This is a genomic window from Kribbella sp. NPDC054772, assembly GCF_053611945.1.
This window is the reverse complement of sequence record NZ_JBSHBJ010000010.1, coordinates 235,385-247,405: the sequence shown is the minus strand read 5'-3', so window position 1 is coordinate 247,405 and position 12,021 is coordinate 235,385. Positions and strand designations below refer to the sequence as shown.

The 12,021-nt window shown below is 68.3% G+C and carries 10 protein-coding genes; 5 read left to right on the top strand and 5 right to left on the bottom strand.

The genetic code is table 11. The features are described 5' to 3' along the window. Positions 1 to 567: 567 nt before the first annotated feature. The 3 genes from ppdK to ACWGID_RS19135 all read left to right on the top strand — a co-directional run bounded on the left by ppdK (position 568) and on the right by ACWGID_RS19135 (position 4,391). Positions 568 to 3,183 (top strand): pyruvate, phosphate dikinase, encoded by a 2,616-nt coding sequence (gene ppdK / locus ACWGID_RS19145; protein ID WP_452198253.1) that lies wholly within the window; start codon positions 568 to 570, stop codon positions 3,181 to 3,183. Then, a complete protein-coding gene (locus ACWGID_RS19140; protein WP_452198236.1) occupies positions 3,180 to 3,968 on the top strand; it encodes a class I SAM-dependent methyltransferase in 789 nt (262 codons plus the stop codon). Before ppdK ends, ACWGID_RS19140 begins: the two co-directional genes overlap by 4 nt. Positions 3,969 to 4,106: 138 nt before the next feature. Continuing rightward, on the top strand, positions 4,107 to 4,391 hold the full coding sequence (locus ACWGID_RS19135; protein WP_452198234.1) for a YciI family protein: 285 nt from the start codon (positions 4,107 to 4,109) through the stop codon (positions 4,389 to 4,391). 63 nt (positions 4,392 to 4,454) lie between these two features. Here the strand turns inward: ACWGID_RS19135 and ACWGID_RS19130 are convergent, their stop codons facing one another. Further along, complete coding sequence (locus ACWGID_RS19130; protein ID WP_452198232.1) at positions 4,455 to 5,705, bottom strand: acyl-CoA thioesterase/BAAT N-terminal domain-containing protein; 1,251 nt, start codon at positions 5,703 to 5,705, stop codon at positions 4,455 to 4,457. A gap of 52 nt (positions 5,706 to 5,757) precedes the next feature. Continuing rightward, the gene (locus ACWGID_RS19125) at positions 5,758 to 6,978 is read right to left on the bottom strand and encodes a hypothetical protein (RefSeq protein ID WP_452198230.1); all 1,221 of its coding nucleotides are present in this window, start codon (positions 6,976 to 6,978) and stop codon (positions 5,758 to 5,760) included. 174 nt (positions 6,979 to 7,152) lie between these two features. Between ACWGID_RS19125 and ACWGID_RS19120 the strand changes: the two genes are divergently transcribed. Next, positions 7,153 to 8,679 (top strand): helix-turn-helix domain-containing protein, encoded by a 1,527-nt coding sequence (locus ACWGID_RS19120; RefSeq protein ID WP_452198228.1) that lies wholly within the window; start codon positions 7,153 to 7,155, stop codon positions 8,677 to 8,679. On the opposite strand, the gene ACWGID_RS19115 is transcribed toward ACWGID_RS19120, so the two are convergent. Continuing rightward, complete coding sequence (locus ACWGID_RS19115) at positions 8,644 to 9,507, bottom strand: alpha/beta hydrolase (protein ID WP_452198226.1); 864 nt, start codon at positions 9,505 to 9,507, stop codon at positions 8,644 to 8,646. The genes ACWGID_RS19120 and ACWGID_RS19115 overlap by 36 nt on opposite strands. Positions 9,508 to 9,594: 87 nt before the next feature. Here ACWGID_RS19115 and ACWGID_RS19110 point away from each other — a divergent pair, with 87 nt between their 5' ends. After that, positions 9,595 to 10,221, top strand: coding sequence for a TetR/AcrR family transcriptional regulator (locus ACWGID_RS19110; RefSeq protein ID WP_452198224.1), 627 nt, complete (start codon positions 9,595 to 9,597; stop codon positions 10,219 to 10,221). On the opposite strand, the gene ACWGID_RS19105 is transcribed toward ACWGID_RS19110, so the two are convergent. Both ACWGID_RS19105 and ACWGID_RS19100 read right to left on the bottom strand, forming a co-directional pair. Next, positions 10,161 to 11,414, bottom strand: coding sequence for an MFS transporter (locus tag ACWGID_RS19105; protein ID WP_452198223.1), 1,254 nt, complete (start codon positions 11,412 to 11,414; stop codon positions 10,161 to 10,163). The two genes, ACWGID_RS19110 and ACWGID_RS19105, sit on opposite strands and share 61 nt — an antisense overlap. Further along, positions 11,411 to 11,953 carry a helix-turn-helix domain-containing protein gene (locus ACWGID_RS19100; RefSeq protein WP_452198221.1) on the bottom strand — a complete coding sequence of 181 codons (543 nt, stop codon included), beginning with the start codon at positions 11,951 to 11,953 and terminating at the stop codon, positions 11,411 to 11,413. Before ACWGID_RS19100 ends, ACWGID_RS19105 begins: the two co-directional genes overlap by 4 nt. Positions 11,954 to 12,021: the final 68 nt, after the last annotated feature.

Here is a 12,021-nt window from a genome sequence, read left to right as displayed (position 1 = left end):
TCGGCGTTGGGGGGGGGTGGTGTGGGCGGGGGGGGGGTTGTGGGGGTTGGGGGGGTGTTCCTCGTCCCCTCCCCCCCCCCCCCCACCCCCCACCACGACGGGTTATCCCCTCGTGGGAGAAGCCGCTGGAGGGCGTAGGTGGGTGTCTGCTGCTGGCTTGTTGAGGGAGCCGCCAAATGCGGAGTCGGCGTGCCGCCCGAAGTGGCGGATCGGTGCTGGTTGTGGTGGGTTGCCGCGGCGCCGTCGGGGTGGCTAGGGAACTGTCGAAAACCCGACAGGAACGTCGTGAAGTGGGTGGCTTGCGAATTGTCGTCGGATGCGGCGATTGTCTCGCGTTGTCAATGGGGGAAGGGTTTTCCGGCCTTCGACCTGTGGGCAGGGTCACGTCGGCATGGTGAGACCAGTGTTCAACTGGACTGGTTTTTGGGCTTACTCTGAAAACACGCCCCCGCCGCCGAAGTCGATGGGCCAGCGGGTCACCGTCCCGCGTGCAAGACAGCCGCACCTGAAACCCAGGGAGTGACCGTGCCGAAACTCGTCTACGACTTCACCGAAGGCAACAAGGACATGAAGCAGCTCCTCGGCGGGAAGGGGGCGAACCTGGCCGAGATGACCAACCTCGGGCTGCCGGTTCCGCCCGGCTTCACGATTACCGCCGACGCCTGCCGCGCGTACCTGGAGACCGGGGCGGTGCCGACGGACCTCGCCGACGAGATCGATCATCATGTCGCGTTGTTGCAGCAGAAGATGGGTAAGAAGCTCGGTCAGGCCGACGATCCGCTGCTCGTCTCGGTGCGTTCAGGGGCTGCCGTGTCGATGCCCGGGATGATGGAGACGGTGCTGAACGTCGGCCTCAACGACGACTCGGTGAACGGGCTCGCGCACCATTCCGGCAACCCAAGGTTCGCCTGGGACGCGTACCGCCGGCTGATCCAGATGTTCGGCAAGACCGTGCTCGGCATGGACGGTGACGTGTTCGAGGACGCGATCGAGAACGCCAAGCAGGCCAAGGGCACCCGCAACGACCTGGACCTGGACGCGGACGATCTGAAGGGTCTCGTCGCGACGTTCAAGCAGGCCGTGCACGACCACACGGGTCGCGAGTTCCCGCAGGACCCGCGGACCCAGATGGACCTCGCGACCGAGGCCGTGTTCCGGTCCTGGAACGCCGATCGCGCGGTCCTCTACCGTCGCCAGGAGCGGATCCCGGCCGACCTCGGTACGGCGGTCAACATCTGCTCGATGGTGTTCGGCAACCTCGGCATGGACTCCGGCACCGGTGTCGCGTTCACCCGTGACCCGTCGACCGGCCAGCCCGGCGTGTACGGCGACTACCTCCAGAACGCGCAAGGCGAGGACGTCGTCGCGGGCATCCGCAACACGGTCCCGCTGGCCGACCTCGAGCAGATCGACAAGACGTCGTACGACGATCTGATGCGGATCATGGCCGCGCTCGAAGGGCATTACCGCGACCTGTGCGACATCGAGTTCACGGTCGAGCGCGGCAAGCTGTGGATGCTGCAGACCCGGGTCGGCAAACGGACCGCGGCGGCGGCGTTCCGGATCGCGACCAGCTTGATCGACGAAGGCGTGATCGACACCGACGAGGCGCTCAAGCGGGTGAAGGGTGCGCAGCTCGCGCAGCTGATGTTCCCGCGCTTCGACGCGGACGCCTCGAAGGACCTGATCACCAAGGCGATCGGCGCGTCGCCGGGTGCGGCGTCGGGCAAGGTCGTGTTCACGTCGGCTGCCGCGGTCGAGGCCGCCGAGCGGGGCGAGAAGGTGATCCTGGTCCGCAAGGAGACGAACCCGGACGACCTGCACGGCATGATCGCGGCACAGGGCATCCTGACCAGCCGCGGCGGCAAGACCTCGCACGCGGCGGTGGTCGCGCGCGGCATGGGCAAGACCTGTGTCTGCGGCGCCGAGGAGCTCGACGTGAACGTTGCCCAGGGCACCATTACGGTGAAGGGCGCGGTCCTCGAGGCGGGCGAGCTGATCTCGATCGACGGCACCACCGGCGAGGTGTTCCGCGGCGAGGTCCCGGTCGTCCCGTCACCGGTCGTGCAGTACTTCGAAGGCACGCTGGCGCCCGACGCGGGTGACGAGCTCGTCGCGTCGGTGCACCGGTTGATCACACATGCCGACGAGGTACGGCGGCTCGGCGTCCGGACCAATGCGGACACCGCGGACGACGCGGCGCGGGCGCGGCGGTTCGGGGCCGAGGGGATCGGGCTGTGCCGGACCGAGCACATGTTCCTGGGGGAGCGGCGGGAGTCCATCGAGCGGTTGATCCTCGCGGACAACGACACCGACCGGGAGGCTGCGCTGGCCGAGCTGGAGCCGCTGCAGCGTGGCGACTTCCTCGAGCTGCTGGCCGCGACGGACGGACTGCCGGTGACCATCCGGTTGATCGACCCGCCGTTGCACGAGTTCCTGCCGTCGATGGAGGAGCTGGCGGTGAAGGTCGCGGTGGCGCGCGAGCGCGGCGAGGACCCGGGGCACGAGGCGGCGCTGCTCGCGGCGGTCGAGCGGCTGCACGAGCAGAACCCGATGCTCGGGCTGCGCGGCGTACGGCTCGGGCTGGTGATCCCCGGCTTGTTCGCGATGCAGGTACGGGCGATTGCGTCGGCAGCCGTCGAGTTGCGGGCCCAGGGCAAGGACCCGCAGCCCGAGATCATGATCCCGCTCGTCGGTGCCGTCCAGGAACTGCACCTGGCGCGCGACGAGGTCGAACGCGTCCTCGCCGAGGTCGGCACCGAGCAGGAGATCCCGATCGGCACGATGATCGAACTGCCGCGGGCCGCGGTGATCGCGGACCAGATCGCGGAGGCGGCCGACTTCTTCTCCTTCGGCACCAACGACCTGACGCAGACCACCTGGGGCTTCAGCCGTGACGACGTCGAGGGCGCGTTCTTCTCGTCGTACCTGGAGAAGGGGATCTTCGCGGTGTCGCCGTTCGAGTCGATCGACCGCGAGGGGGTCGGCGCGCTCGTGCGGACCGGTGTGGAGCGCGGCCGGGCGACCAAGCCGGACCTCAAGGTCGGCGTCTGCGGCGAGCACGGCGGTGACCCGGACAGCATCCACTTCTTCCACGAGGTCGGTCTCGACTACGTGTCCTGCTCGCCGTTCCGTATTCCGGTAGCCCGTTTGGAGGCCGGCCGGGCAGCATTGGCCGGGTGACCAGACAGACCCTGCGCCAGACCTTCGGAGAGGACGCGGAGCTGTACGACCGCGTCCGGCCGACGTACCCCCGCGAGTTGTACGACGACCTCGCGGGGCTCGTCGGCGCGCATCCGAAGGTGCTGGAGATCGGCCCGGGAACCGGCCAGGCGACGGCGGCGATGGTCGCGCGCGGCTGGTCGGTCACGGCGGTCGAGCTGAGTCCGGACCTGGCGGGAGTGTTGCAGCGGAAGCTCCCGCAGGTCGAGGTCGTGGTGGCGGACTTCGACACGTGGGAGTTGCCTCCCGCGAGCTTCGACCTCGTCATCTCCGCGACCGCGTTCCACTGGCTCGATCCGGCAACGCGGCTCGAGCGGTGTGTGCAGGTGTTGCGGCCGGGCGGGACGCTCGCGGTGGTGTCGACGCATCATGTGGCGGGTGGCAGTTCGCAGTTCTTCGCCGACGTGCAGGCCTGTTACGAGCGGTTCACCGACGATGCCACCGAGGGTGGGTTGCCGGCGGCGGACGACGTACCGGAGGATCCGGCCGGGCTCGCGGAGGCGGGGTTGTTCGCGACGGTGGAGTTCCGCAGGTATGTCTGGGATGCGGACTATTCGACGGCCGACTATCTCGAACTTCTGTCGTCGTATTCGGGTCATCGAGCCTTGACAACGCCGCGGCGTGACGGACTGTACGACTGCATCGGCGCTCGGATCGACGCCGCTGGCGGTTCCATCACGAAGCGTTACCTCAACCAACTTTCCGTAGGAATTTCCTTAACCAACCCCTTGCGTAGCGGTGCGTGACCTGGTGAGAATATCCGGGCGGGAAGGGAGATCGCTCGTCGACTTTCGGGTCTGACCTGAACCAGCCGCTGTGGCGGCTCGCGACTCCCTTCCCCGCACCAATCTCCTTGTTTCCAAGGCCGTTGTAGGCTTCTGGCCATGGCTCAATATGTCGTGCAGTTGCGCTTCGACGTCGCCCAGACCGACCGCCGGATGGAGGTCCGTCCGGCCCATCGCGAGTACCTCGCGTCCCTGCGGGAGGCGGGCAAGCTCGTCGCCGCCGGCCCGTTCGCCGACCAGACCGGCGCCCTGCTCGTGTACGACGTCGCCGACGAGGCCGAGCTCCGCGACATCCTCGCCAAGGACCCGTACACCCCGGCCAACGTCTACGAGATCGCGACGCTCGCCGAATGGCAGTCCCTGTTCCCGTTCGGAGAGAAGTGAGCTGAGTCGCGGCCAACGTCTACGAGATCGCCACCCTCGCCGAGCGGCAGTCCCTCTTTCCGTTCAGCGACGGAGCGAGCTGAGTAGCGCCAGCGTCTTCGTCCATCCCTGAAGCAGCGCGGATTCGTTGGCGGGGCGGCTGCCGCCCAGATCGAAGGGACCGACGATCGGGTGGTCGATCGTCGTGCCGCGCGGCAGGTACGGCGCTCCGCCGACACCGTGGCCGGCTCCGTCGACGATCACCGCAGTGTGCGGGAACTTGCCGTGCACCTCGTCGAGCCGCTGCATGATCAACTCCGCCGACTGCTTCGAGGCCCACGTCAGGTCGCTGCCGCCGGCGACCGCGAGGACCGGCCCGTTCACACCGTCGACCGGGATCGGGTCGTCCACCGGCAACGGCTTGCCTCGGTACGTCCAGGCCGAGCCGCCCGGATGCGGGAAGGATCCGGTGACCGCGGCGCCTGGTGCGAACAGGATCGCCCCGTGTACGAGCGCCGGGAAATGGTCGGCTACGAGCAGGGCAGGTTCACTGCCGAACGACGTGCCGAGCGCCACGACGTGTGCCGGGTCGACCGCCGGCTGCTGGCGCAGCCATTGCGCCGCGGCGGCGAAGTACTCGAGCCGGATGTCACGCAACTCCTGCGGTACGCCGGCCGCGTGGAAGTACGCCACCTCGAGCACCGGATACCCGTGCGCTGCCAGCAGGTAAGTGCTCGCAGGTGGCGGCATCCCGCCTTCAGAACCGCCGAGGAACAGTACGGCGGGATGCCGCGCGCCGTCCGGCTTCGGGGCGACGTACAGGCCGGTGAGCTTGTCCTTCGCCATCGTGAGCGGCTGCGCGGTCACGCCGGGGGACGTCCACGTCCGCGTGATCGTCGTACGCCCGAGGTGCTTGCCGTGGCGGTCGACGAAGACGTCGACGTGTTCGATCGGACTGCCGTTTTCGAGCGGCGGGATGTACGACTGGTCGTCCGGGCTTCCGTCCGGTGGGTTCATTGACCAGAACAGGCCCATGCCGTCGGTGTCCTGGTAGCTGCCGCTGGTCGGCTTGGTTGCGTCGAGGTCGACGGTGCCGTGTTTGTCGGCGGTGAACGTCGCCTCGCCGTGCCACTTCTTCCCGTCGCGGTCCACCGCGTCCGCGCCGACAGTCACCGGCTTCTGAGCGGGTAGACCGGTGACCTTCAGGTGCACCTGCTGGTCAGCGAGCGTGACTGCCTGATCGACGGTGACCGCGACATGCCCCGGTGCCGAGCATCCGGCCGTCACCAGGCATGCGACGACCGTCAACGCCGCAGCGGACAGTGGACGGTTCACACCATCAGAGTGACATCCCGCGGTTTCACTGCAGGCGGTCTCGCAGCGTGGCTCAGCCCTCCGCGTTCTCCAGGTCCAGGTGATCGACGTACGCCCACAGCCAGGCCAGGGGAGCGAGGACGAGCTCTGGATCGTTGTCCTCGTCGGCGATGAACAGCATCGAGGCCTCGCCGTTGGTGAGGTCCTCGATGACCGCCTCGCACATCTCGAGCGCGAGCTCGAACGGCACCAGCCGCGGGCCGTTCTCCCAGCGGGGCGCGGGGAGCGGGAGGACCGGCGCCTCGTCGGTGCCGTCCATCTCGACCGAGACCTTCTGGAGCTCCTCGTAGAGGTCGTAGGAGATCAGCCCGGCAATCGGTCGGCCGTCGAGACCGATCAGGTACGGGTCGTCGGTCCCGTCGCGGAACGCATCGCGGATGTCCGCCAGTGCCGCCTTGAGATCGGTCGCCTCCAGGTACGGCGCTTCGTCGGGCTCCTCGTCCGCCTCGGCCGCGACCAGTCCGCTGCGCATCTGGTCGAACTGGTGCAGCAGCGCGTTCAGCTCGTCGTACGCGCCGCCGCCCGGCGTCTTCTGAGCGCGCGTCTCGAGGTCGTGCAGGTGCTCGATCAGGTCGTCCTCGAAGTGCAGCTCGTACCGCGGCAGGCCCGGCTCGCGGCCCGCGTTGATCTGTGCGACCAGCTGCGTCGACACCGGACCGATCCGCTCGGCGAGCACTTCGAGCGGCGTGGTCGGCTTGTCCTCGTCGTCGTGCGCGCAGGAGTCGTCGTCGGTCTTCCCCTCGCCCTCCATCGCGAGCAGCACCTGGAACGCCTGGAACGCGAGCAGCGCGGCGGTCGCCATCGTCCCGTCGCCGATCAGCATCAGCGGGTTCCCGCCGGCTTCGGTACGACGGACGTGGTCGGGCATCAGCGTCGCGGCCTGCTCGACGTTCACCTGACTCGCGAGCGACGACAGACCGTGGTCCGCGTCCACTCCGAGCAGCTCGACCAGCCGCTCGGAGCTCATGTCGAAGTTCGACCGCAGGTAATACCGCAGCCAGCCGGCGTCGACCGGGTTCCCGAGCAGCTCCGCGATGCGCGACCGGAAGTCGGCCAGGTCGGCGATCGCCAGCACCACGAGCACCGGCTGGTCGCCGTCGCCGATCACGAGCGGCCGGGTGTCGCCGTTGTGGAACCCCTCGATCACCTGGTGCAGGCTGTCTGCGGCTGCTTCCAGCGGCCAGGACTCCGCCTCGAACTCGGTGGCCACCGCGGCGGAGGTCTCATCGGGCATCTGCTGGGTCCTCTCCGGAGGGCGGCGGGAGTTGGAGTAACTGTAGGCGGAGTGCGTTTCACCAGGTCACACGGGTCCTCGGCGACCCTGGCGAAGGCGCGTGCGTGACATTCGCTACGCTGGCACCGGCGGGTCGATGCAGTGATATCTCACATGTGAGATAAGGTCCGGGCCATGACCGATGACTACCTGAGCCGGATCGGAAACCTCATCCGGGACGCCCGCAAGCATCGCGGCTGGACGCAGACGCAGCTCGCGGAAGTACTGAACACCAGCCAGAGTGCGGTGAACAGGATCGAGAAGGGTCATCAGAACCTCACCCTCGAGATGCTCGCCCGGATCGGCGAGGCACTCGACTCCGAAATTGTCTCTCTCGGCGGCGGCCCGGTCCACCTTCGCGTGGTCGGTGGACGCCAGTTGTCCGGCGCCATCGACGTCAAGTCGAGCAAGAACGCGGGCGTCGCGCTGCTCTGCGCCAGCCTGCTGAACAAGGGCCGTACGACGCTGCGCAAGGTCGCCCGGATCGAAGAGGTCAACCGCCTGCTCGAGGTCCTGAACTCGATCGGCGTCCGGACCACCTGGCTGAACGACGCCGGTGACCTGGAGATCGTGCCGCCGGCGCAGCTCGACCTGGGCTCGATGGACGCCGAGGCGGCCCGCCGGACCCGCTCGATCATCATGTTCCTCGGCCCGCTGCTGCACCGCGAGGACGCCTTCGAGCTCCCGTACGCCGGTGGCTGCGACCTCGGCACCCGGACGGTCGAGCCGCACATGACCGCGCTCCGCCCGTTCGGCCTCGAGGTGAAGGCCACCGGCGGGCACTACCACGCGCTGGTGAACCGGGCGATCGCGCCGGGCAAGCCGATCGTGCTGACCGAGCGCGGCGACACCGTGACCGAGAACGCGATCATGGCCGCCGCCCGGTTCGACGGCGTCACCGTGATCCGCAACGCCAGCCCGAACTACATGGTCCAGGACCTCTGCTTCTACCTCGACCTGCTCGGCGTGAAGATCGACGGCATCGGTACGACGACGCTCACCGTGCACGGCAAGGCCGACATCGACGTCGATGTCGACTACGCCCCGTCCGAGGACCCGATCGAGGCGATGAGCCTGCTCACCGCGGCGATCGTCACCAAGTCCGAGATCACCATCCGGCGGGCGCCGGTGGAGTTCCTGGAGATCGAGCTCGCGCTGCTCGAGGAGATGGGGCTCGACTACAACCGCAGCGCGGAGTACCTGGCCGAGAACGGCCGGACCCGGCTGGTCGACCTGACCACCCGCCCGTCGAAGCTGCACGCGCCGATCGACAAGATCCACCCGATGCCGTTCCCGGGCCTGAACATCGACAACCTGCCGTTCTTCGCGGTGATCGCCGCGACCGCGACCGGGCAGACGCTGATCCACGACTGGGTGTACGAGAACCGGGCGATCTACCTGACCGACCTGAACAAGCTCGGCGGCCGGGTCAAGCTGCTCGACCCGCACCGGGTGATGGTCGAGGGCCCGACGCACTTCTCCGGCGCCGAGATCATGTGCCCGCCGGCGCTCCGCCCGGCCGTGGTCACGCTGATCGCGATGCTGGCCGCGAAGGGCACGTCGGTGATGCGCAGCATCTACGTGATCAACCGTGGGTACGAGGACCTCGCCGCCCGGCTCAACTCGCTAGGCGCTCAGATCGAGACCTTCCGCGACATCTGAGGCGACATCTGAATCCTGATCCTGCAGGAACGCGACGGCCTGGGTGATCACCGCTGGGTCCGAGAGGATCCGCCGGTGCCCCAGGCCGGTCGTGGGATGGAAGTGCGCCCGCTCGCCGTAACCGCGCAGCAGCACCTGAGCCTGTCGCGGGTCGACCACGTCGTCCTCGTCGTTGTGGATCACGAGGAGCTCCTGCTTGCCGGACTGCACCGAGAACCGCGTCCAGATCTGGTCGTCGCCGTCGAAGTACCTGCGCTCGATCGATCGCCGCAGTTCCCGGTTGATCTTCGGTCCCAGGTTGAGGGCGGCGCAGAAGGTGTCGGCGAGGTACGCGAAGTCCGCGACACCGCTGATCATCACCATCCGCTTCGCGGCCACGCCCTCCCGGACGGCGTAGAGCGCGAACAATGCGCCGAGCGAATGCGCGATGACCGCCTCGAACGGTCCGTGCCGCTCCTCCAGTCCGCGAATGATCTGCTGGTGCCCGAGGATCGACGTCACCGCGCCGTCGGAGTCGCCGTGCGCGGGAGCGTCGTACGAGACCGGGCTGTACCCGAGCTCGAGCAGGCGGGTCACGAAGCCGGCGTACCGCGAGGCTCGGGAGCGCCAGCCGTGGACGAGGAGCACCGGGCGGCGCCCGTCGCCCCACGCGTAGGTGACGACGCCGTCGACGATCTCGACCCGCGCGGCGTCGTGGACGGCCTGCTCCGCGGAGCGCACCCGGCCGCGGGCGAGCGGTCGGCGCCACAGCGCGAACGCGAGCCTGCCGGCAATCCGCGGTGACAACGCTCCGACTGTCTGCAATCCGGCACTGACCAGCTTCTGCATGAGAACCCCTCCAGCAAACTATACGAACGGTCGTATTATTAGTTTGCCAGACGGTCGCCGTCAATCAGGACACTAGGATCAGGACTCGTGGAGAAGGTGGACGGACGGCTGGTGCGCGGTGATCAGACCCGCCGCGCCGTGCTGCGCCGGTCGGTGGACATCGCGTCGGTGGACGGGCTCGAGGGGCTGTCGATCGGGCGGCTCGCGACCGAGCTCGGGATCAGCAAGAGCGGTCTGTTCGCGCACTTCGGCTCGAAAGAGGAGCTGCAGCTGGCGACGATCCGGGCCGCGCGCCGGATCTACGCCGACAACGTGGTGCTCCCGGCGTTCGAGATCGAGCCCGGTCTCGGGCGGGTCTGGGCGTTGAGCCGGCACTGGCTCGACTACTCGCAGAGCCGGGTGTTCCCGGGCGGCTGTTTCTTCCAGAAGGTCTCCCACGAGTACTCCGCGCGCGACGGCGCCGTCCAGGAGATGCTCGCCGCCGTGCACCGCGAGTGGATGGACCTGATCGAGACCACGATCGGCGAGGCCGTCGAGCGCGGAGAGCTGGCGGGTGATCCGAAGCAGCTCGCGTTCGACCTGAACGCGTACTACGAGGCCGCGAACCTGGCGTCGATCCTGCACAACGACAACACGACGTACGAGCACGCGCGTCAGGCCGTGCGGACCCGGCTGGAATCGGCTGTCGTTCCTGGCGCTGCGGTGCCCTGGTGAGTCGGTAGGTCGCGGCGCGTGCGGATCGGTGAGGCGAGCAGGATCAGGCCGGCCAGCGGTACGCCGGCTGTCGTGATCCAGAGCGCCGGCGTCAGACCGAGTGTCTGACCGAGCGCCCCTCCGAGCAGTGCGCCGAGCGGGATGGTGCCGTAGTTGACGAACGCAGTCGTCGCGGTGAGGCGCCCGAACAGATCCGGCGGGCAGTACGACTGCAGGAAGGTCGCCTTCACGACGTTTCCACCGACCACGCCCAGGCTGACTCCGAACGCGCCGACCAGGTAGAACCATGGGCTCGCGCCGCTCAACGGGATCAGCAACGCCAGCGTCGGCAGGCCGAGTTCGCACAGCAGCAGCGCCCTCGCCGTACCGAGCCGAATGGCCTGGCGGCCGACGAAGGCGCCGATGACGCCGCCGCTGGAGGCCGCTGCGATCAGGGTGCCGACCGCGCCGGCGGTGAGTCCGGCCTCGCGGACCAGGAAGACGACGGCTATCGCCTGATAACCCATCAGCGCCAGGTTCGAGACGGCTCCGAAGATCGTCAACGTCCGCAGCCAGACGTCGTGGACGACGAGCCGGATGCCCTCCCGGATCGCGCCGGCTTGCCGAGGATTCGTCGTACGGCGTTCCCGGAAGCGGATCGCGGCGAGACAGCCGAGCGCGATCAGGAAGCTCGCCGCGTCCACGAGCAACGCGTTGGCCGCACCGGCGAGTTGGACCAGCAGCCCGCCACATCCGAGTCCGGCGATCTGCGCGGCCGACGCGCTGCCGTGCAGCTTCGCGTTCCCCTCGGCGTGGTCGGGCGGGTCCAGCAACGTCGGGAGATAGGCGGTGTACGCCGTCTGGAAGACGACCGCCGCGGCGCCGACGAGTCCCGCGACCACCAGCAGCAACTGGATGGTCAACAAGGAGCCGGCCAGCGGAATCGTCACCAGCAGGAGACCGGAGGTAGCCGAGGACACCAGCATCACCGGACGACGGCGTACCCGGTCGATCCAGGCGCCGGTCGGCAGGCCGATCAGCAGCCACGGAGCCCACGACGCAGCGGTCAACAGACCGACTTCGAAAGTCGTTGCGTCGAGCATCGAAATCGCGACGAGCGGGAGCGCGACCGCGGTGACCGCGCTGCCGAAGCGGTTGATCGTCTCGCCGATCCAGAACAACCGGAAGTCGCGGTGCGTCCGCAGCAGGCTCATGAGCGGCGCGGGAACGACTGCAGCTGGACGATCACCCGTTCGGCCCCGTCCGCCGGCTGGGTGGCTCTGTAGCGATCGATGACAGCCGCGATCTCCTCGTTGAGATTGTGCAGCTGTTCCGGGGACAGGTTGAGGTCGCGCCAATCCGAGAGCCCGGCCGCGTGCTGCCATTCGGCCGGCCAGTCCTCGTCGACGTATGCGCGAACTCGGTCGTAGTAGCGCTCCACGAGATCGCGCAGGTACACGTCGAGGGAGCGCCGGGTCTCCGGGTCGTCGAGGAACTCGGACGGGTCGAGCACCGTCGGCCCGGGTGGGAGCCGCCACCAGCGCTCGCGCTTCGTGCCGCGGTCGGGGTCCTCCTCGAGGTACCCGTGCTCGGCGAGGAGTCGCAGGTGCCAGCTGATCGTGCCGGTGTTCTCGCCGAGCCGGGTCGCCAGCGTGCTGGACGTCGCCGGTCCGTCGAGCTCGATCGCCTCCAGGATGCGCATCCGGAGCGGGTGGGCGAGTCCGCGCAGGCTTCGGGCGTCGATCCGTCGCATGATTGCAGAGTAATCTCTGCAGAGGAGTCTCTGCAACCATGGATTGTCGGTGGGCTTCCCTAGGTTGG

Bases quoted from the DNA above. Each gene is read 5' to 3' on its own strand.
- ppdK (WP_452198253.1), top strand. From the start codon at position 568: ATGAAGCAGCTCCTCGGCGGGAAGGGGGCGAACCTGGCCGAGATGACC.
- ACWGID_RS19135 (WP_452198234.1), top strand. From the start codon at position 4,107: ATGGCTCAATATGTCGTGCAGTTGCGCTTCGACGTCGCCCAGACCGAC.
- ACWGID_RS19125 (WP_452198230.1), bottom strand. From the start codon at position 6,978: ATGCCCGATGAGACCTCCGCCGCGGTGGCCACCGAGTTCGAGGCGGAG.
- ACWGID_RS19120 (WP_452198228.1), top strand. From the start codon at position 7,153: ATGACCGATGACTACCTGAGCCGGATCGGAAACCTCATCCGGGACGCC.
- ACWGID_RS19115 (WP_452198226.1), bottom strand. From the start codon at position 9,507: ATGCAGAAGCTGGTCAGTGCCGGATTGCAGACAGTCGGAGCGTTGTCA.
- ACWGID_RS19105 (WP_452198223.1), bottom strand. From the start codon at position 11,414: ATGAGCCTGCTGCGGACGCACCGCGACTTCCGGTTGTTCTGGATCGGC.
- ACWGID_RS19100 (WP_452198221.1), bottom strand. From the start codon at position 11,953: ATGCGACGGATCGACGCCCGAAGCCTGCGCGGACTCGCCCACCCGCTC.